The sequence below is a fragment of the Alloalcanivorax balearicus MACL04 genome, assembly GCF_025532145.1.
Lineage (GTDB): Bacteria > Pseudomonadota > Gammaproteobacteria > Pseudomonadales > Alcanivoracaceae > Alloalcanivorax > Alloalcanivorax balearicus.
The window spans coordinates 207,057-226,135 of record NZ_ARXS01000004.1; the positions used below are offsets into that span (position 1 = coordinate 207,057).

Genomic DNA, 19,079 nt, shown 5'->3' on the forward strand with positions numbered 1-19,079 from the left:
AAGCCCGGCCCCTTACTGTATCGGGGCCGGGAGACAGGCTAACGGTGATACCGGTCCGCTTTAGCGGTTGCGGCGGGTATCGATTAATTGGTCGACCACGCCGGGATCCGCCAGGGTGGAGGTGTCGCCCAGGCTGTCCAGTTCATCGGCGGCGATTTTGCGCAGGATGCGGCGCATGATTTTGCCGGAGCGGGTCTTGGGCAGCCCCGGAGCGAAGTGGATCAGATCCGGCTTGGCGATCGGGCCGATTTCCTCGGTGACCAGTTTGCGCAGTTCCTCGATCAACTCCTCGCTGCCGGTGGCACCGGCCATCAAGGACACATAGGCGTAGATGCCCTGGCCTTTGACGTCGTGCTGATAACCCACCACGGCGGCCTCGGCGATGCTCTTGTGCAGCACCAGAGCGGACTCGATCTCGGCGGTGCCGAGGCGGTGGCCGGACACATTCAGGACGTCGTCGACCCGACCGGTGATCCAGTAATAGCCGTCTTCGTCGCGGCGGGCGCCGTCACCGGTGAAGTAGTAACCCGGATAAGCACTGAAGTAAGTGTCGATCATGCGCTGATGATCGCCGTAAACGGTGCGGATCTGGCTCGGCCAGCTCGCCTTGATCACCAGGTTGCCGGAAGTGGCGCCGTTCAGCTCCTTGCCGTCCGGGTCCATCAGGGCCGGCTGTACGCCGAACATGGGCAAGGTGGCGGAGCCCGGTTTCAGATCCACGGCACCGGGCAGCGGGGCGATCATGATGGCGCCGGTCTCGGTCTGCCACCAGGTGTCCACGATCGGGCAGCGCTCCTCGCCCACCACTTTGTAGTACCACTCCCAGGCTTCCGGGTTGATCGGCTCGCCCACCGTTCCCAACAACTTCAGACTCTGCCGCGATGTCTTGGTGACGGGCTCATCGCCGAGCCCCATCAGCGCGCGAATAGCGGTGGGGGCCGTGTAGAAGATGTTTACTTTGTGCTTGTCCACCACTTGCCAGCAACGGGAGGCGTCCGGGTAGGTGGGCACGCCTTCGAACATCAGGGTGGTGGCGCCATTGGCCAGTGGACCATAAACGATGTAGCTGTGGCCGGTGACCCAGCCCACATCGGCGGTGCACCAGTAGATATCGCCGTCGTGATAGTCGAATACGTATTTGTGGGTCAGCGCGCTTTGCAGTAAATAGCCGGCGGTGCTGTGTACCACGCCTTTGGGTTTGCCGGTGGAACCAGAAGTGTAAAGGGTGAACAACGGATCCTCGGAGTCCATCCATTCCGGTTCGCACCGCGGGTCGGCCTGCGCCATGGCTTCGTGGTACCAGAGGTCGCGGCTGTCGTTCCAGTCCACGTCGCCGCCGGTGCGTTGTACCACCACGCAGCTGTGAACGCTGGATTGGCCATTCATTGCTTTGTCGGCGTTCAGTTTCAGCGGTACCGTGCGGCCGCCGCGGACGCCTTCATCGGCGGTGATGACGGCACAGGCGTCAGCATCGTTGATACGGTCCTTGAGGGCCTCCGGTGAGAAGCCGCCGAAAACCACCGAGTGGATGGCGCCGATACGGGCGCAGGCGAGCATGGCGTAGGCGGCTTCCGGAATCATGGGCATGTAGATCACGACCCGATCGCCCTTTTTGACGCCGCGGCCGCGCAGTACGTTGGCCAGCTTGCTGACCTGTTCGAACAGTTCCTGGTAGCTGATGTGCTTATCCTGGTCCGGTTCGTCGCCTTCCCAGATGATGGCGGTTTGCTTGGCGCGTTGCGGCAGATGACGATCGACGCAGTTGTAACAGGCGTTCAGTTTGCCACCGGCGAACCAGGCCGCGCGACCTTCCTTGAAATCCCAGTCGCTGACGGTATCCCAGCGGGTATGCCAGTGCAGCAGCTCTTCGGCGCGGGCCGCCCAGAAGGTTTCCGGATCATCGACGGATTGTGCGTACCAGCGCTCATAGGTGTCGCGGTCCATGAGGGTCTGACGCTTGAATGACTCCGGAACCGGGTGGATTTTATGCTCGGACATTGCGGCCTCCTTCCATACTGCTCGCCGGTGGCTTGTTGTTAGACATTGTCCGCACCCGCCCTGGGCCGGGACTCGCCCTTGGGCGATGATGATGACAAGGGTCGGGTGAGGTGAAAGTGCGGCCGCATTATGGCGCGGCAAAGGAACGCACAGGAATTAAACTATGGTCTAACTCCCTTTGGCGCAAGGGTGGGGGATACTTTGGAGCTAGGTCGATGAGAGAATCGCGGTTCGCGGGCCGTTTCCGCACAATGGCCGTGAACATGACAAACAAAAACGCCGGCCTCGGGGGCCGGCGTAGGCGAATCAGGGTACGGGCGCGAGCGTGGCGCGCGACAATCAGGCGACTTGTACCGGGATCGCGTTGCTGGAGCCTTTGACTTCGTTGCCTTCGCCGACGTAAATCAGCCGCGGCTTGAAGTTAATCAGCTCTGAGCTGCCGTAGCTGGCGTAAGCGCAAATAATCACGCGATGACCAGGTTGGGCTTTATGGGCGGCGGCACCATTGACGGAGATGATCTTGGATCCTTCTTCCGCACGAATGGCGTAAGTTTCAAAACGCTCGCCGTTATCCAGGTTATAGATCTGGATTTGCTCATACTCGAGAATGCCGGCCATATCCAGCAGATTGCCATCGATGGCGCAGGAGCCTTCATACTCCAGTTCCGCGTGGGTAATGCGGGCCTGGTGCAGCTTGGCTTTCAGCATGGTGCACTGCATATCGGGTACCTCTCTGAACAAGCCACGGACGGCCTGGGCAGGCTGTCTGCGGGGCGGCAGTATGCATGAATCACCGGTCACATACAAGGCGCCGCGGAACCGCCAAATCCGTGCTTTTTTATGTGTTAAGTAACGAAATCGTCACGTTGTCGATCAGTCGCGGTTGCCCCAGGCGGGCGGCGGCGGCAACCACCAGATCCCGGTGTCGCGGGCCCGCCGGGACCAGCGTGTGGGCATCGGCCACGGTGAAATAATCCACCTGGAAACCCTGCTCGCCGAGGGCGTGGGCCAGACGCGCTTCCAGGGCCCGGTAATCCCTTTCCCCGGCGGCGATGGCATTGCGCGCCTGCTCCAGATGCTGGTGCAGCAACGCCGCCCTGGGCCGTTCCGCGGCGGTCAGGAAACCATTGCGGGAACTGCGCGCCAGGCCATCCTCCTCGCGGTCGGTGGGGGCACCGACAATGCGGATCGGCATCATCAATTCCGCGGTCATGCGGCGGATCACCGCCAATTGCTGAAAGTCCTTTTCACCAAAGACGGCGATATCCGGCTGCACAATATTAAATAATTTGCTCACAACGGTGGTGACGCCGCGGAAGTGCCCCGGCCGGTTGGCGCCGCACAAATGGTCCCCCAGGTCGTCCACGGACACCCAGGTTTTGTTACTGTCCAAGGGATACATCTCGTCTACGCTGGGCATGAACAGCAGGTCAGTCTTTTCTTCCCGCAGTAGTGTGCTGTCCTGATCCAGGGTGCGCGGGTAGGCGTCATAGTCCTCGCCAGGACCGAACTGGGTCGGATTGACGAAGATCGAAACCACCACGCGAGCAGCCTGCCGACGCGCCTCACGAACCAGACTGAGGTGGCCGTTATGTAAATTGCCCATGGTGGGGACCAGGGCCACGGTTTCACCCGCCCGTTTCCAGGCGGCGATGGCGTCGCGGGTGGCGCTCACGGTTTCCGCGATGTGCATTGGGATGCCTCCACGATGAAAAGATGCCCCGGCACGGTCGTCCCGGGAGGCGCATTTAGAAACAGTGTTCCTCGGCGGGGAAGCTGCCGTCCTTGACGGCCTGATCATAGGCGCGGATAGCGGCGGCGATGTCGCCGGCGTCGGCCATGAAATCCTTGACGAAGCGCGCCGGCCGCGGGTTCAGGCCGAGCATGTCGTGCAACACCAGCACCTGGCCGTCGCACTCCGGCGCGGCACCGATGCCGATGACCGGCGCCTGCACGTTGGCGGTGATCTCGGCGCTGAGGCCGCGCGGTACGCACTCCAGCACGAACAGGGCGGTTCCGGCCCGGTCCAGGGTGATGGCGGCTTCCAGCAACTCCTTGGCGCCGGCTTCATCCTTGCCCTGTACCCGGTAGCCGCCGAAGGCATTCACCGATTGCGGGGTCAGCCCCATATGGACGCAGACCGGAATGCCGTTGCGCTTGAGCACCGTGACGGCTTCTTCAAGCCAGGCGCCGCCTTCCAGTTTGATCACGTTGGCGCCGGCGCGCATCAATTGGGCGGCGGCGTCCAGGGTACGTTCCAGGGTGGCGGCCCCCATGAACGGCACGTCGGCGATGATCAGGCTGTTCTGATTGCCGCGGGTCACGCATTCCGTGTGATACACCATCTGTTCCAGCGTGACCGGCACGGTGCTCTGCTGTCCCTGGACCACATTGCCAAGGGAATCGCCGATCAGCATGGCTTCCACGCCGGCATCGCTGATCAGCCGGGAAAAGGTCGCGTCATAGGCGGTCAGTACCGAAAACTTGCGGTGTTCTTGTTTGTACTTCTGCAGGGTGCGGATGGTTACGGGCATGGGGCTCTCCCCTGACAAATAGACGGAGGCGCCTGGAAGGTAAGGGCAGGCGCCCGGGGGCGGGCTTGGGGACTCGGAGGCAAGGCGGTTCAGAGGTTCCCCAGCGGCCGGGGGTTAAAATAGTGGCGCCCCGAGCGGATGTCCAGCAACTCGGCCACCAGTTGCTGGTAGTCCCGGTCGCCCTCCACCAGATCGATGTCGGCGGTGTTGACGATCAGTAGCGGCGCGCCGTCGTAGAAATGGAAAAAACGGGTATAGGCGTCGTTGAGCCGTTCCAGGTAGCCAGGATCCATGCGCTGTTCGAAGTCGGTGCCACGTTTGAGCACCCGTTGCCGCAGGGTGGCGGTGGGGGCCTGCAGGTAGATCACCAGGTCCGGTGTCGGGGCGTCGATCAGCATGTGCCTGTAGACGTTGTCGTAGAGCGGGAACTCTTCGTCGCTCAGCGTCACCTCGGCGAACAGCCGGGTCTTGTCCACCAGGAAATCCGCCACCCAGGGGCCGCTGAATAACTCCTGCTGGTGCAGGTTGCGCAACTGTTCCGCTCGCTGAAACAGGAAAAACAGCTCGGTTTGCAGGGCGTAGCGGGCCGGGTCCTGATAGAAGCGGGACAGAAAGGGGTTGGCTTCCGCCTGCTCAAGCAGGGTATCGAAACCAAAAGTGTCCGCCAGGCGCCGGGTCAGGGTGGTCTTGCCGACACCGATGGGGCCTTCCACGGCAATCAGACGAGGCAGATTGCCGGCTTCACGACGCTGTTGAATGCGCTGGCTCAACAAAGTGGTTCTCCTCCAGGCTGGGCAGACGGCGCAGCGGCTGATCCGCCACTCCAGGCCAATAGTCGGACAGCGGACGGCCGTCCGGCAAGCGCGCTTCGGGGGCAATGTCCAACAAGGGGCGCAAAACAAAGGCGCGTTTGTGCATTTCCGGATGCGGGACAGTGAGACGGGGCAGGCGGATGATTTGGTCCCGCCACAGCAGAAGGTCCAGATCCAGGGTACGTTCACCCCAGCGCCGGTGCCGTACTCGCCCGGCCGCCTTTTCCAGGTCTTGTAACGCGCTGAGCAGGGACAAAGGAGGCAGGCGGGTTTCCAGCAAGGCCACGGCGTTGACGAAATCGGGCTGATCCTGCGGACCCACCGGCGCGGTATCGTAGAGCGCGGAATGCGCCAGAAGGCGGGTCATCGGCAATACCGCGATGGCTTCCAAGGCACGGCTGACGCGCTCGACAGGGCCATCCAGATTGCTACCCAGACCGACGGCGATCATGCTTCGCTGTCGCCTCCGCCCCCGCTGCGACGGCGCCGCCGACGCCGTCGGCCGCTTTGGCGGCCGGGCTGGCCCAGATCCTGAACCATAGCGCGTTGCTGGGGCTCGTCGGCGGCTTGATACCGGGTCCACCATTCTCCCAGGCCGGGTTTGATTTCACCGGCCTGTTCGCGCAGCAGGAGAAAGTCGTAAGCGGCACGGAAGCGGGGGTGCTCCATCAAGGTATCCGCCCGCTTGCCATTGCGTTTGTCCAGGCGCGGTTGCAGATCCCACATCTCGCGCATCACCGAGGAAAAGCGGCGAGGTACCGAGGTGTGATGGCTTTGCTCGTTAAGCGCCCAGGTGGCGGCTTTGTGCAAGGCCGGCGCCGGTGGAATGCCATCCTCGCGGTAGCGATTCAATTGTGTAACCAGCACCGGCCACAGAAACACCGCATAAAGGAAGGCCGGGGTAACCGGCTTGTTCTCGGACAGGCGCCGGTCGGTGTTGTCCATGGCGGCCAGGATCAGCCGTTCCCAGACTTCCCCCTGCTCACTTTCCAGGGCTTCATGGGTGTTGGGGAACAAAAAGGCGAACAGGCCCAGCTTCCGTAGCTGTTCAAAGGATTCCCGGGCATGACCGCTGAGGAACAGCTTGAGCACCTCGTCGAACAGGCGGGCGGGCGGAACCTGCAGTAACAGCGGAGCCATTTCAGGAATTGGCGCCCGGGTGGCGCGATCCAGCTGAAAGCCCAGTTTGGCGGCGAAGCGGGCGGCACGCAGCATGCGTACCGGATCCTCGCGATAGCGTTGCTGAGGATCTCCGATCAACCGGATGATGCCGCGCTCGATGTCCTGCCGGCTGTTGACGAAATCGTACAGGGCGAAATCGGCGATATTGTAGTAGAGGGCGTTGATGGTGAAGTCGCGGCGCAGCGCGTCTTCCTCGATGCTGCCCCAGGTGTTGTCTCGCAGCACCAGGCCGGTTTCCTCATGGGCCCGGTGCTGATCGTCATCCAGATCGTCATCCCTCTGGAACGCGCGGAAGGTGGACACCTCGATGACCTCGCCACCGAAACGCACGTGCACGATCTGGAAGCGGCGGCCGATGATGCGGCTGCGCTTGAACAGCCGGTAGACCTGCTCAGGAGTGGCGTCGGTGACCACGTCGAAATCCTTGGGTTGCCGCCCGCACAGCAGATCTCGCAGGCATCCTCCGACCAGATAGGCTTCGAACCCGGCCTTATGCAATCCGTAGAGTACATTGAGTGCGGCCCGGGACACCTGTTTACGGGAAATAGGGTGGGCGTCGCGGGGAATCACCTTGGCCTTGGGAAGGCGGGGCGTGCGTGGGGAACCAAACTGAATAAGGCGGGTCAGTTTCTCCAGAAGCTTTGACGCCATTGAGCGATTATCGTCCTAGCTGAATGAAAGGCGGCATGGTAGCACCTTTTTCGCGCCACAGGTTATTGATCGGCGCCTTGCAACGGAAAGAGATCGAAGGCAAGCTGGGCGTTTAAAAGTAAAAAGGCACCACAACCTTGGTTGTGATGCCCTATGCGCTGATTCTGTTGTTGTTATTGTTTGTGTTGTTTTCTGCCTTGCGCCGTACGCACATGGTGTTACGGCATTTCTCTCGTTTGGCTCATCCACTTTTTGTTCTTCTTTTCTTGTTCTTATTTGAGCCTTGCCGCCTTGGTTGTTTTGTTTATCTGGCGTGGGATTCATAGTGCATGGATGGATTTTTCTTTGCAATAGCATGTTAAATCCTTATAAATCAGAAACTTACAAAAAACATGGAAAAGCGGTCCCAAAGGTGGGGGTGTGGGGTAACGTTCTTGTTACCTGTCCCGTGTAGTAAGGTAACACTTGGTCGTTGAATGCGATTGAGGACGTAACAAGAAGGTCATCCACAAGCTGTTCCTGGCAAAAAAACGCTGGGAATCATCTTCGACGCTGCTTCAGCGGCGCCTTGGCAAAGGCCGCGAAGCCGCTGTGGGAAGCTTGCTTGCAAGCGAATGGCCAACGGCCCGGGGGCATATTCGCGGCCAAGCGGAGCGCCGCCCGGGCTCTTCCCACAGCAATGGACGACTAAGCCGCTCTGTTGGAGCCTGCCTGGCTCCGGGCTTCAGCGCCGGCCGCCCTTGCGACGGGGAATGCCCAGGCGCTGGCGGCGCTCCCACAGGCTTTTGCGGCTGATGCCGAGCTTATTGGCCAGCTCGGTCTCGGTCATGCTGTCCTGGTTTTCCAGGACAAAGCGGGTGAAGTAGTCCTCCAGCGACAGATCCTCGGAGGGATCCAGGCTGGCGCGGCTGGCACGGGTGGTGCGTTGTGGCGCGCGATCCGGATTCAGGCCCAACTGACCGGGGCCTATGGCTTCCTCCTCGGAGAGAATCACGGCCCGCTCGATGACGTTTTCCAACTCCCGCACATTGCCCGGCCAGCTGTAACCGCGCATTGCCTCCAGGGCTTCCTGAGTGAAAAACAGGTTCTGCCGCCGCAGTTTCTCGCTGCCACGAGCCAGAAGAGCGCTGGCCAGGTCCTCGATATCCTGCTCGCGGGCCCGCAATGGCGGTACTTCCAGCTCCATCACATTAAGCCGGTAATAAAGGTCACGGCGGAATCCCCCTTCGGTGACCCGGGTGGGCAGATCGGTCTGACTGCTGGCCAGGATGCGTACGTCCACCCGGCGTGTGGCCAGGGAGTCCTGGCGATGGATCTCGCCCTGCTCCAGCAGCGTCAGCAGCCGGCTCTGCGCTTCTCCGGACAGTTCGCCCACTTCGTCCAGAAACAAGGTGCCGCCTTCCGCTTCTTCAATGCGGCCGGGCTGTTCATCGTTGCCGAACAGATCATCCAGTTGCAGGGTTTTCGGCAAGGAGGCGCAGTGCACCGTAATCAGTGGGCCACTCGCCCGATCACTGTGTTCATGGATGGAGCGGGCGGTCAGTTCCTTGCCGGTGCCGGCTTCCCCAAGGATCAGCACCGGGGTGTCAGTGGGCGCTACCCGGGCGATGCGGTGTTTGAGCTCGCGCATGGCCTGACACTCACCGACCATGGCGTTAACCGGATAGCTGCGTTCCATATCACGGCGCAGCGCCTGGTTGCCGCGATTGAGCCGGCCTTCCTTCAGCACCCGCTCCACGGCCAGCAGCATTTCCTCGTGATCGAACGGTTTGGGAATGTAGTCCACCGCGCCCTGGCGCATGGCGTCCACCGCCGAGCGCAGACTGGCGTAACTGGTCATGATCAGCACTGGCGTCGGGTTGGACTGTTCGATCAGAGCCGTGCCCGGCTCCCCCGGTAATCGCAGATCGCTGATGATCAGGTCGTACTGGTGCAGGCTTTTCTCCAGGGCCTGCTCCACGGATTCCGCTTCCGTTACGGAGTGATCATGCCGCTCCAGCAATTTTCGTAGCGCGCCGCGAATCACGGGCTCGTCTTCCACGATCAGTATGTGACTCATACTGCCTTCCTTCTAATTCTGATAAGCGGGCAGGTCGATGATAAAGCGGGTGCCTTGGTCGCCCTCCACCGGGCTCTCCACGCGCACCGTCCCCTGATGGTCTTCGATGATACTGTAAACCAACGCCAGTCCCAGACCCGTACCGCGGCCCGGCGGTTTGCTGGTGACGAAAGGTTCGAACAGGGCATCGCGCAGTTCCGTCGGTATGCCATGGCCGCGATCCTCGACTTCGATACGCACCTTCTCGCCTTCGGGGCGGCTGCGGACAGTGATCGGGGCGTCGTCCTCGCTGGCGTCCGAGGCGTTGCTGAGCAGGTTGACGAACACCTGCAGCAAACGTTGCGGGTCACCCATCACTTCATGGGTCGGGTCGCAGAGATTGCGGAAGTGTTGCTGGCGGCGGTCCGGGTCCAACTGCAGCAGGGCGATGGCTTCGGCGGCGGTGTCGAAGACCCGCACCGGGCCATGAATCACGTCGCGCATGCCGCCGGAGTGGCTGAACGTTACCAGCGATTCGACGATGCGGGTGATGCGGCGGGTCTGCTCCATGATCTGGCGCCCGCTGAGGCGTTGCTCCTCATCGATGCTGTCGCCTTCCAGATTTTGTGCGAGACAGGCGATGGCGGTAACCGGATTTCCGATCTCATGGGCCACCCCGGCGGCCAGGCGGCCGATGGAGGCCAGCCGCTCGTTGTGCGCCAGATGCGCTTCCATATGGCGTAGATCGGTAATGTCCTCAAGCACCAGCACCAGGCCGCCGGCCTGCTCGGACGGGCCGGCGCCACGGATCAGCGATTTGTGCAGACTCAGCCAGCGAGCCTGGCCGTTGACCTCGATGCTGCGTTTGGGGTCGTGGGCGTCCTCGCCGCGGCTGAATTCGGTGAGCAGCTCCCCCCAGGGGGAGGGCAGATGGTCCAGGCGCGAGCCTATGGTGTCTTCCGCCTCGATACCGGTCAGGGTTTCCACCGCCCGGTTCCAGCCGATGATCTCGCCGTCGGCGCCCAGGGAAATAACACCCATCGGCAATTCCAGCAGGGTTTGCCGGTGGAAACGGCGCAGACTGTCCAGTTCCGCCGCCAGCCCGGAAAGGCGATCCCGGTACTTCTCCAGACGGGTCTCGATAAAGCGAATATCCTCGCTGGACTCCTCGCCCTCGCGCGGCCTATAGGGCACGTTTTCATCCATCAGTTGATGGGCTACGGAGGGGCCGAGCAGGCCGGACAGGTTGGTCTCCAACTGATCGCGCAGCCGCCGCAGGGCGTAGGGGCGGGTCTCGGTATACTTCAGGCGCAGGTCCCGCAGCGCCATCTCCACTTCACGGGCGGCGGTTACCGGCCCCAGCGGGCCGCTCAGGGAGGCGATGAAATCGTCCACGGACTGAGCGCTCAATTCCCAGCGGTACGGGCGTCGCAGGCTGTCCACCGCGCAGGCCTCGGCGGCGGACCGTTCCGCCCGGGACATGGGAGTGACGATCGACACCACCGCGTAGATCAGGCCATTGAGACTCACCGACGCCAGCGCCACCCGGTGCCATTGGGTAGCGCCTTCCGGATACTGCCAGCCGAGCCACTGCAGGACTTCCTGGGCGTGCCAGTGCGGCGTGATCAATGGGAACAACAGAGCTACCGCCCAGATCACGAACCCGGCCAACATGCCGGCGAACAGGCCGCTGCGATTGCCCGATGGCCAGAACAGCGCCCCGATCAGGCCGGGCACGAATTGCAGCGTCGCGACGAACGACAACACCCCCAGTTCCACCAGGGAATGGTTGGGGCCAGTGAGCCGGTAGAATAAAAAGGCCAACGCCAGAATGGCGGCGATCAGTACCCGCCGGGTCCAGAGCAGATTGCGGTACAAATCCTGGGCGGAACTGAGGGGGCTGGCCGGCAGCACCAGGTGATTCAAGCACATGCCGGAAAGCGCCAGCGTGGCGACGATCAACATGCCACTGGCGCCGGCCAGCCCGGCCAGATAGGCGAGCACCGCGCCATGGCCATTCTCCCGGCCGACGCCGAGAGCGAAATAATCCGGAATGGTCGGCGCGTCGATGGCGAGCGCGGACCACAGGATCAGCGGCACACACAGCGCCATGATCAGAAACAGCAGCGGCAGTCCCCAACTGGCGGTGATCAGAGCTCGAGGATTGAGGTTCTCGGTGAAGGCCATGTAGAACATATGAGGCATCACCACCGCGGAGACGAAAAACGCCATGATCAGGCTGTGCCAGGTGCCGTCCTGTAAAGGCTGGTAAAGACGAGTGAGCATCTCCGGATTGGCGTCCAGCCACTGGTTCAAGCCGCCGAGACCACCGAAGACGCCGAACAGCCCGAGCAGAGCCACCCCTACGAACGCCACCAGTTTGATCAACGATTCGGTGGCGATGGCGACGACCAGCCCCTCATGCCGTTCCCGGGCGGTGGCATGGCGTGCACCGAACAAAATGGCGAACAGGGTGATCAGCAGACAGAACCAGAACGCCAGCCAGGCGGGATCGGGATCCCCTGTCAGGATTTGGATCGACTCCGCCACGGCCTTCAATTGCAGTGACAGCAACGGCAGCATGCCGATCACCATCATCACCGTGGTCAGCGCCCCGGCCAGGCGGCTGCGATAGCGGAAAGCGAACAGATCCGCCAGGGAGCCCAGTTGGTAGGTCGTGGTCAGACGCAGGATCGGCGCCAACAGGATCGGCGCCAACAGAAACACCCCGGAGATACCGAGAAAATAGGCGAGAAAGTTGTAGCCGTAACGATAGGCATAGCCCACCGAGCCATAGATCGCCCAGGCGCTGGCGTAAACCCCGAGGGACAGAACATAGACCAGCGGATGCCGTACCCAGCGCGAAGGGATCCAGCCTCGCTCGGTGATCCAGGCCACCAGGAACAGAAACAGCAGGTAGCCACAGGCGATCAGAATCAGTTCGCTGACACTATACGTCATTCGCGTCCCGGCTCTTGGCGATCCAGTAGCTGAGAGCGATCAGGGCCAGCCAGATCAGGTAGGGGCGATACCAGCCGCGCCCACCCTCGCTCCACCAGCCAATGATGGCCGGGGAGAGCAGATAGGTGCCTAAAATGAAAATAATCAGTAGTCGGTCGGTATACATGCACTCTAATCCGGCGGCGAGGGCGCCTCGACCGATTCAGGCTCGGTTCGGCCCAGTATGATTGAGCATACGGCTGGCATTGAGCATACGTCAGACCTTCCCGCCTTGTAAAAGCGCGGGAGCGGGTAACTCGGTGCCGCGCGGTAGTAGTGCCGGTGTCCAGTTTTCCCGCGCCCATTGCAGCAGATCGGTGACCGTTGCCTGTTGCAACCCGGCCGGCGGGGACAGCCCCAGGCAGGCCAGTGCCGCATGCGTGAGTGGTCCCTTGTGGTCCGGGTCCAGCGCGGCGCTACCCACGGATTTGCTGATCTTCCCGCGACCATCCGGTTGCAGGATCACGGGCAGATGAGCATAGCGGGGCGCGGTGGCGCCGAGACAATCCAGAACGCGGATTTGCCGTAGTGTGGAGGTCAAAAGATCGGCCCCGCGCACCACATCGGTGATGCCCTGATCGCGGTCATCCAGCGCGCAGGCCAGTTGATAACTGAACAGACCGTCGCGGCGGCGGATCACGAAAGGGCCTTCCTCCTCGGCGAGCTGAGCGCACACCCGGCCTTGTAACCGATCATCGAAACACAGTGCCGCCACGGGTACGGTCAGACGCACGGCGCGATCCGGTCCGGGCGGCTGCGCCACCGACGCTCCGGGGTGCACATTGCCCAGCGCTTTCAATTGTTGCCGTGATAGCGTGCAGTAAAAGGCCTGCCCTTGTTCCAGCAGGGAGTCGAGTGCCGCCTGATAGGCATCACCGCGCTTGCTCTGATGGAGCAGAACCCCATCCCAATGCAGTCCGAATGCTTCCAGCTGCCGCAGAATGGTGTCAGCTGCCCCCGGTTGTTCCCGTGGTGGATCCAGATCATCCATGCGTACCCGCCACTCCCCCCGGTGATAGCGGGCATCCAGCCAACTGGCCAGAGCGGTGACCAGAGAACCGAAATGCAGCGGGCCGGAAGGGGTGGGGGCGAAGCGACCGCGATAGGACATAAAGCAGCTAACAGTGAAAAGTTAATAGTTAACAGCGCAAAGAGAAGAAGCAGGACTAGGTCCTGCTTCCCGGGTTTTTAACTGTTCATTGTTCACTATTCACTTGGTGGGCCTAGCCCGCCAGTTGCTTTTCCTTGATCTCGGCGAGTTCCTTGCAGTCGATGCACAGCTCCGCGGTGGGGCGGGCTTCCAGTCGGCGAATGCCGATCTCGATGCCGCAGGCCTCGCAGTAGCCGTAGTCGTCCTTGTCGATCTGATCGAGGGCTTTCTCGATCTTTTTCAGCAGTTTGCGCTCGCGGTCGCGGGTGCGCAGTTCCAATGCGAATTCTTCCTCCTGGGTTGCCCGGTCGGCGGGGTCGGGCAGATTGGCCACCTCGTCCTGAAGGTGGTGCATGGTGCGATCCGCTTCTTCCATCAACTCCTGGCGCCAGGCCAGAAGAACCTGACGGAAATGGGCGCGCTGAGCGTCGTTCATGTACTCCTCGCCTGCTTTGGCGACATAGGGAGTGACTCCATGAATAAGATTGTCCGCTTTGTCGGCGGCTGTTGCGGGTTTTTTCACCGTCGATTTCACCTGAACTGAAGAAGAGGAACGGGACGGCCTGCGCTCCTGGCTGCCGGGAGCCTTCCTGGCGGTTCCCGATGACGTCGTCGTATTCCGGGCTGGCACTTGGGCCGGAGCCGGCTTGGCCTTGGCAGCGCGCTTGGCGGTGCCGGAAGCCTTGGATTGGGGTGCGGTTGTGGCGCTCGGTTTGCTTTTGGGCGTGCTTTTCACCTGTTTGCTGCGAGTGGAGGAAGCGGGGCCCGGGGTAGCTTTACGGGCCGGCTGAGTCTTCGGTTTGGCTTTCGTGGCCGTTGTTTTGGCAGCGGTCCTGGTGGTTTTGCTGACCGTTGCTTTTTTGCTGGCAGTCTTGCTCTTGCCGCTACGGGAAGGGGCTGCCTTGGCCGTGGTCTTTGCGCTGGCGGGTCGTTTGCTGGCGGCTTTTTTCGTGGTCGTGACTTTTTTCGCCACCTTCGCCGCGGCCTTGGCCGCCGCTTTCTTGGGGGCCGCCTTTTTGGCTACAGCCTTCTTCTTGACGGTGGCTGCCTTTTTCACCGCGGCTTTCTTGCCGGCGGCGGAAGTCCGGGCTGCACCGGCCTTGGGTTTGGCGATGGCTTTCTTTTTAGCTTTTTTCCCGGTGGCCATTTTGATCAACTCCCTTAACATAGTCACGACTCGCTATTCGGAGCCCAGTGCCCTGAGCGTTCCCTGAGCATGGCCCCGCCCAACCGGAGCCCGTCAATAGTGTAATCTTCGACCTTACCGCGTTACTGCCTGCCATGCCACTGTTGGCGATGGCAGTCAACCCGGTGGGCTTTCCCTCGCCCGGTGGCGTTTCTTGACGCCACGAAACCACGGGATTATAGCCACAACATAGCGACAGAAAAGGGGTTTTTCTTGACCGATTCGCAAAGAATTTCCCGCCTTGCCAACACCGTTCCGCCTTTTCACGTGATGGCGTTGCTGGAGCGGGCCCAACAACTGGCCGCCCAGGGCCGGGATATCATCCACCTGGAGGTGGGGGAACCCGACTTTCCTTGCCCGTCGCCGGTGATGGCGGCAGCCCGCCACGCCCTGGATCTGGGACAGACCCGGTACACTCCGGCGGCGGGGTTGCCGGCATTGCGTGAGATCATCGCCGAGGATTACCGCGACCGCTTCGGCGCGCAGGTGGATCCGGCCAGGATCGTGGTCACACCGGGGGCCTCCGGTGCCTTGCAACTGGCTCTGGGGGCATTGCTGGACTCCGGCGACGGCGTGTTGCTGTGTGATCCGGGGTACCCTTGTAACCGCCAGTTCGTCCGTATGTTCGGGGGCGTACCGCAGCCCATGCCGTTACAGGCGTCGACGGGATTTCGTCCCAGCGGCGACATACTGCGCTCCGCCTGGGACGAAACGACCCGGGCCGCCCTGGTGGCCAGCCCGGACAATCCCACCGGCAATCGCATCCCGGCCGGGGAATTGAATGACTGGGCGCGGTGGTGCCGGGAGCGTCAGGGCACTTTGATCGTCGATGAAATTTACCAGGGGCTCTGCTACGGCGCCGAAGCGGAAACCGTATTGGCGCATGGCGACGCCGCCTGGGTCATCAACAGCTTCAGCAAATACTTCGGCATGACCGGTTGGCGGCTGGGGTGGTTGGTGGCGCCGGAGGAGGCGGTGCCGGCGGTGGAGCGGCTGGCACAGAACTGGTTCCTGGCTCCGGGCACGGTGGCACAACACGCGGCCATGGCGGCGTTCAGCGAAGACACTCTGGCTATCGCGGAGCAGCGCCGGCAGTTGCTGGCCCGGCGCCGTACCCTGTTACTGGAGGCGTTGCCGGGAATGGAGCTGCCGGTGGTCGGTGACAGTGAGGGTGCCTTCTATATCTACGTGGATGTCAGCGCCCACACCCGGGACAGTTTCGAACTTTGCCGGCGCTTGCTGGAAGAAGCAGGTGTGGCGGTAACGCCCGGGCTGGATTTTGGAGAGACTCATCAACCCGAGCGGTACATTCGTCTCGCCTACACCTGCGACGAGGAGCGCTTGCATCAGGCGCTGGAGCGTCTGGCCCGCTTCCTGGAGACGCAATGAAGTTCGATCCCCCCATGCAGGCGGTGACCCTGTTGCGCCGCTACAAGCGTTTCCTGGCTGATGTGCGTCAGGCTGACGGCAGCGAAATCACCGTGCACTGCCCCAACACCGGTTCCATGAAGCATTGCGTGTTGCCGGACCGGGAACAGGCGGCTTTGATCTCCGACAGCGGCAACGACAAGCGCAAGTATCGCCACACACTGGAAGCGGTGCAGGTGGCCCACGGCCATTGGGCCGGGGTCAATACCGGCCGTCCCAATGCCCTGGTGGCGGAAGCCATCGCGGAAGGGCGGGTGCGGGAACTGGAACCGGGCGCCGGGGTGTTACGCGAGATCACCTTCGGTGACAGCCGTTTCGACCTGGCCCTGGGCGAGCGCGCCGCGCCCCATACTTTCATCGAAGTGAAGAACGTTACTCTGGGGCCTGGTCCCGATGATCCCGACGATGGCGTCATCGCCTTTCCGGACTCGATCACCGAACGCGGGCAGAAGCATTTGCGGACACTGATGTCGGTGGCGGCATCGGGCAAGCGGGCAGTGCTGTTTTTCTGCGTACAGCATTCCGGCGCGGTGGCAGTGCGCCCGGCGGACGAAATCGACGCCCGTTACGGCGAGCTGTTGCGAGAGGCGGTGGGCAAAGGCGTGGAAGTATTGGCCTGGAAAACCGCGATGACCAAGGTCGAGAATCGGCTGGAGACCCCTTTGCCTGTCAAGTTATGAGGCGCTGCCAGTCACGATGACAGCCGTTGAACCTGCTCCGCCATGGTGGTGACCCGGTCCTGCCAATAGCGGGGGCTGTCGAACCAGGGGAAGGCGGGAGGAAAGGCTGGATCGTCCCAGCGCTGAGCCAGCCAGGCGTCATGACAGATCATGCGGCGGATGCGCAGCGGTTCGATCAGCACGCTCTGATCCCAGGGGAAGGGCAGAAACAGCTCATAGCCACGGGCCACGACCCGCAGTTGATGGCGCTGCTCTTCCTGTTCACCGGAAAGCAGCATCCACAGGTCCTGCATGGCGGGCGCCCGCACGCTGTCGTCCAGGTCGACGAAGTGAGGGCCGCCTCCGGTTTCTCCGTATTCGCGCCAAAGAATGTTGCCGCTGTGGCAGTCGCCATGAACGTTGAGCAGGGGGAAGTCACGACCCGCCAGATGGGTTCGCAGCCGTGACACCAGTGTGGCGGTCAGGTCCCGGTATTGGCCCCGGTAATTCAGATCCACCACTTCCTCGGTGAGCTGGGCGGCGGCTTTTTCGATGTCGGCGATCACATCCAGGGTGGGGCGTTGCCGGTAGGGACGGTCGTTGCCGCACGCGTGCCAGCGCGCCAGGGTCCGCCCCAGTTGCTCAAGATGAGCGTCATTGGCCAATTCCGGCGCATGACCGCCAGCGCGAGGGAAGACGGCGAAGCGGAAGCCGCCATGCTCGAACAAAGTGCGGCCGTCCCGTTGCAAGGGCGCCACTACCGGCAAGTCCCGTTCCACCAGAAAGAGACTGAAGCGGTGCTCCTCCAGGATCTGTTCGTCACTCCAGCGCTGGGGGCGGTAGAACTTGACGATCACCGGCGGCCCTTCTTCCTGACCGATCTGATAGACCCGGTTCTCGAAGCTGTTGAGCGCCAGCAAGCGGCCGTCGGTGAGAAAGCCGACGCCGTCCAGGGCGTCCAGCATGAGATCCGGGGTCAGATGGTCGAAGGGATGGCTCATGCCGGTTGCGGTACCTCGCCCAGCCAGATTTGTTCCTCGCGGACTTCCAGGGGGACCGCCAGCAGGGCGTCGCCGCTGCAGGGGCCGGACAGGCAATCGCCGGATTCGATTTCGAACAGGGCGCCGTGATTGGCGCAAATGAGAAACTGATTGTCACTGTCGAGGAACTGATCCGGCATGAAATTCAGCTCGATTCCCAGGTGCGGGCACCAGTTCAGGTAGGCATGGAACTGCCCGTCCCGTTTGACGATCACCACCGGCTGGTCATCCACCTGGAATTCCCGGGCGGTGTCGTCCTCGATATCGTGAATAGTGCATACGGCCTGCATCGCGGTCTTACCCTCCTTTTGCTTGCCTACTCGCCCAGAATGCGTTGGCGGATTTCCTGATGAGCGCCGTTGGGCAGGCGCGGGCCAAATTCAACGATCAGGCGGCCCGCGGCGGCGTTGGCCAGACGGGCGGCGGTGACCGCGTCGTGGCCATGGGTGATGGCATAAAGATAGGCGCCGGCGAACATGTCCCCGGCGCCATTGGTGTCAACCGGTTTCACCGGAGCGCAGGGAATAGAGTGTGTCTGCTGACCGTCCCACAGCAAGGAGCCTTCCGCGCCCCGTGTCATTACCAGGGTGCGGCACAGCGGCTTCAGAGCTTCCAGTGCGGCTTCCGGAGTATCGGTATCGGTAAAACCCTTGGCCTCGTCTTCGTTGCAGAACAACAGATCGACACCGTCGCCAAGCATTTCCGCCAGACCATCACGGAAGAAACGCACCATGGCCGGATCGGAAAACGTCAGTGCCGTGCCGACGCCGCGTTTTTCCGCCAGTTGGCGCAGGCGGATGGCGGCGGCCCGGGCGCTGGGGGAGCTGACCAGATAGCCTTCCAGATACACGTAGCGGGAGGCCGCCACGATGTCCTCGTCAACCTCGTCTTCGGAGACCTGCTCGGAAATGCCAAGGAAGGTGTTCATGGTGCGTTCGGCATCAGGTGTGATCATCACCAGGCAGCGACCGGAAATACCCCGCGGGCGGTTGCCATTCATGTTGGTGTCGACGCCTGCGGCCAGCAACTCGCGCACGAAGATATCACCAGTGTCATCCCCGGCCACCTTGCAGGCGTAATAGCCGCTGCCGCCAAATTGACGGGCCGCCACCACGGTGTTGCAGGCGGAGCCGCCGCTGGTCAGCTTGTGGGGTTCGGCCTCGCCTTCCAGTGCCTGGAGTAATTCCGCCTGGCGTGCCTGGTCCACCAGGGTCATCAGCCCCTTGCCCACTTCCATGCGTTCGAGAAAGGCGTCGCTGACCTCGATTTCCGTATCCACGAGGGCATTGCCGAGGGCGTAGACGTCGTATTTCTTTTCCATGGTGGCTCCGTTGGGGCTGTTCCCACCTCTGATCATCCCGGTTCCGTGCGGGACGGAAGGCGGCCCGGGTGGGGGGCGGG

Annotated in this window: 17 protein-coding genes; 2 read left to right on the forward strand and 15 right to left on the reverse strand. The window is 62.2% G+C overall.

Annotation, left to right across the window (positions count from 1 at the left end; translation table 11 throughout):
- Positions 1-60: 60 nt before the first annotated feature.
- From acs to dksA, 12 genes are all read right to left on the reverse strand, one after another.
- Complete coding sequence (acs, locus tag MA04_RS05530; protein ID WP_262459722.1) at positions 61-1,998, reverse strand: acetate--CoA ligase; 1,938 nt, start codon at positions 1,996-1,998, stop codon at positions 61-63.
- A 339-nt stretch (positions 1,999-2,337) separates the two neighbouring features.
- The gene (gene panD, locus MA04_RS05535; RefSeq protein ID WP_014996160.1) at positions 2,338-2,718 is read right to left on the reverse strand and encodes an aspartate 1-decarboxylase; all 381 of its coding nucleotides are present in this window, start codon (positions 2,716-2,718) and stop codon (positions 2,338-2,340) included.
- A gap of 118 nt (positions 2,719-2,836) precedes the next feature.
- The gene (gene panC, locus MA04_RS05540; RefSeq protein WP_262459724.1) at positions 2,837-3,691 is read right to left on the reverse strand and encodes a pantoate--beta-alanine ligase; all 855 of its coding nucleotides are present in this window, start codon (positions 3,689-3,691) and stop codon (positions 2,837-2,839) included.
- Between the two features lie 55 nt (positions 3,692-3,746).
- A complete protein-coding gene (gene panB, locus MA04_RS05545) occupies positions 3,747-4,532 on the reverse strand; it encodes a 3-methyl-2-oxobutanoate hydroxymethyltransferase (protein WP_262459725.1) in 786 nt (261 codons plus the stop codon).
- An 89-nt stretch (positions 4,533-4,621) separates the two neighbouring features.
- Positions 4,622-5,302 carry a deoxynucleoside kinase gene (locus tag MA04_RS05550; RefSeq protein ID WP_163126917.1) on the reverse strand — a complete coding sequence of 227 codons (681 nt, stop codon included), beginning with the start codon at positions 5,300-5,302 and terminating at the stop codon, positions 4,622-4,624.
- The gene (gene folK, locus MA04_RS05555) at positions 5,274-5,795 is read right to left on the reverse strand and encodes a 2-amino-4-hydroxy-6-hydroxymethyldihydropteridine diphosphokinase (RefSeq protein ID WP_163126916.1); all 522 of its coding nucleotides are present in this window, start codon (positions 5,793-5,795) and stop codon (positions 5,274-5,276) included. Before folK ends, MA04_RS05550 begins: the two co-directional genes overlap by 29 nt.
- Entirely contained in the window at positions 5,792-7,177 is a 1,386-nt protein-coding gene (pcnB, locus tag MA04_RS05560; RefSeq protein ID WP_163126915.1) for a polynucleotide adenylyltransferase PcnB, read from the reverse strand. Before pcnB ends, folK begins: the two co-directional genes overlap by 4 nt.
- 724 nt (positions 7,178-7,901) lie before the next feature.
- On the reverse strand, positions 7,902-9,236 hold the full coding sequence (locus MA04_RS05565; RefSeq protein WP_262459726.1) for a sigma-54-dependent transcriptional regulator: 1,335 nt from the start codon (positions 9,234-9,236) through the stop codon (positions 7,902-7,904).
- Between the two features lie 12 nt (positions 9,237-9,248).
- On the reverse strand, positions 9,249-12,176 hold the full coding sequence (locus MA04_RS05570; RefSeq protein WP_262459727.1) for a sensor histidine kinase: 2,928 nt from the start codon (positions 12,174-12,176) through the stop codon (positions 9,249-9,251).
- The gene (locus MA04_RS05575) at positions 12,166-12,342 is read right to left on the reverse strand and encodes a hypothetical protein (RefSeq protein WP_014996152.1); all 177 of its coding nucleotides are present in this window, start codon (positions 12,340-12,342) and stop codon (positions 12,166-12,168) included. The genes MA04_RS05570 and MA04_RS05575 overlap by 11 nt, the downstream gene beginning before the upstream one ends.
- 90 nt (positions 12,343-12,432) lie before the next feature.
- Complete coding sequence (gene gluQRS, locus MA04_RS05580; protein WP_262459728.1) at positions 12,433-13,326, reverse strand: tRNA glutamyl-Q(34) synthetase GluQRS; 894 nt, start codon at positions 13,324-13,326, stop codon at positions 12,433-12,435.
- A gap of 112 nt (positions 13,327-13,438) precedes the next feature.
- Positions 13,439-13,801, reverse strand: a complete 363-nt coding sequence (dksA, locus tag MA04_RS05585) for an RNA polymerase-binding protein DksA (RefSeq protein ID WP_240342800.1) — start codon at positions 13,799-13,801, stop codon at positions 13,439-13,441.
- Between the two features lie 963 nt (positions 13,802-14,764).
- On the opposite strand from dksA, the gene MA04_RS05590 reads away from it, so the two are divergent.
- Entirely contained in the window at positions 14,765-15,940 is a 1,176-nt protein-coding gene (locus MA04_RS05590) for an aminotransferase class I/II-fold pyridoxal phosphate-dependent enzyme (protein WP_240342795.1), read from the forward strand.
- Positions 15,937-16,659: a DNA/RNA nuclease SfsA gene (gene sfsA, locus MA04_RS05595; protein WP_163126910.1), complete on the forward strand. Its 723-nt coding sequence runs from the start codon at positions 15,937-15,939 to the stop codon at positions 16,657-16,659. Before MA04_RS05590 ends, sfsA begins: the two co-directional genes overlap by 4 nt.
- 11 nt (positions 16,660-16,670) lie before the next feature.
- On the opposite strand, the gene MA04_RS05600 is transcribed toward sfsA, so the two are convergent.
- From MA04_RS05600 to MA04_RS05610, 3 genes are read right to left on the reverse strand one after another with little or no spacing between them, the layout of a single operon-like run.
- The gene (locus MA04_RS05600) at positions 16,671-17,639 is read right to left on the reverse strand and encodes a serine/threonine protein kinase (protein WP_163126909.1); all 969 of its coding nucleotides are present in this window, start codon (positions 17,637-17,639) and stop codon (positions 16,671-16,673) included.
- Positions 17,636-17,968 carry a Rieske (2Fe-2S) protein gene (locus MA04_RS05605; protein WP_163126908.1) on the reverse strand — a complete coding sequence of 111 codons (333 nt, stop codon included), beginning with the start codon at positions 17,966-17,968 and terminating at the stop codon, positions 17,636-17,638. The genes MA04_RS05600 and MA04_RS05605 overlap by 4 nt, the downstream gene beginning before the upstream one ends.
- 26 nt (positions 17,969-17,994) lie before the next feature.
- Entirely contained in the window at positions 17,995-18,999 is a 1,005-nt protein-coding gene (locus MA04_RS05610; protein ID WP_163126907.1) for an adenosine kinase, read from the reverse strand.
- Positions 19,000-19,079 lie beyond the last annotated feature (80 nt).

What these genes read in the sequence shown, in the direction of transcription:
- dksA (WP_240342800.1), bottom strand. Translation starts at nt 13,801, where the DNA reads ATGAACGACGCTCAGCGCGCCCATTTCCGTCAGGTTCTTCTGGCCTGG.
- MA04_RS05605 (WP_163126908.1), bottom strand. Translation starts at nt 17,968, where the DNA reads ATGCAGGCCGTATGCACTATTCACGATATCGAGGACGACACCGCCCGG.
- panB (WP_262459725.1), bottom strand. Translation starts at nt 4,532, where the DNA reads ATGCCCGTAACCATCCGCACCCTGCAGAAGTACAAACAAGAACACCGC.
- sfsA (WP_163126910.1), top strand. Translation starts at nt 15,937, where the DNA reads ATGAAGTTCGATCCCCCCATGCAGGCGGTGACCCTGTTGCGCCGCTAC.
- panC (WP_262459724.1), bottom strand. Translation starts at nt 3,691, where the DNA reads ATGCACATCGCGGAAACCGTGAGCGCCACCCGCGACGCCATCGCCGCC.
- MA04_RS05565 (WP_262459726.1), bottom strand. Translation starts at nt 9,236, where the DNA reads ATGAGTCACATACTGATCGTGGAAGACGAGCCCGTGATTCGCGGCGCG.
- panD (WP_014996160.1), bottom strand. Translation starts at nt 2,718, where the DNA reads ATGCAGTGCACCATGCTGAAAGCCAAGCTGCACCAGGCCCGCATTACC.
- pcnB (WP_163126915.1), bottom strand. Translation starts at nt 7,177, where the DNA reads ATGGCGTCAAAGCTTCTGGAGAAACTGACCCGCCTTATTCAGTTTGGT.
- MA04_RS05610 (WP_163126907.1), bottom strand. Translation starts at nt 18,999, where the DNA reads ATGGAAAAGAAATACGACGTCTACGCCCTCGGCAATGCCCTCGTGGAT.
- gluQRS (WP_262459728.1), bottom strand. Translation starts at nt 13,326, where the DNA reads ATGTCCTATCGCGGTCGCTTCGCCCCCACCCCTTCCGGCCCGCTGCAT.
- MA04_RS05570 (WP_262459727.1), bottom strand. Translation starts at nt 12,176, where the DNA reads ATGACGTATAGTGTCAGCGAACTGATTCTGATCGCCTGTGGCTACCTG.
- MA04_RS05575 (WP_014996152.1), bottom strand. Translation starts at nt 12,342, where the DNA reads ATGTATACCGACCGACTACTGATTATTTTCATTTTAGGCACCTATCTG.
- acs (WP_262459722.1), bottom strand. Translation starts at nt 1,998, where the DNA reads ATGTCCGAGCATAAAATCCACCCGGTTCCGGAGTCATTCAAGCGTCAG.
- folK (WP_163126916.1), bottom strand. Translation starts at nt 5,795, where the DNA reads ATGATCGCCGTCGGTCTGGGTAGCAATCTGGATGGCCCTGTCGAGCGC.
- MA04_RS05600 (WP_163126909.1), bottom strand. Translation starts at nt 17,639, where the DNA reads ATGAGCCATCCCTTCGACCATCTGACCCCGGATCTCATGCTGGACGCC.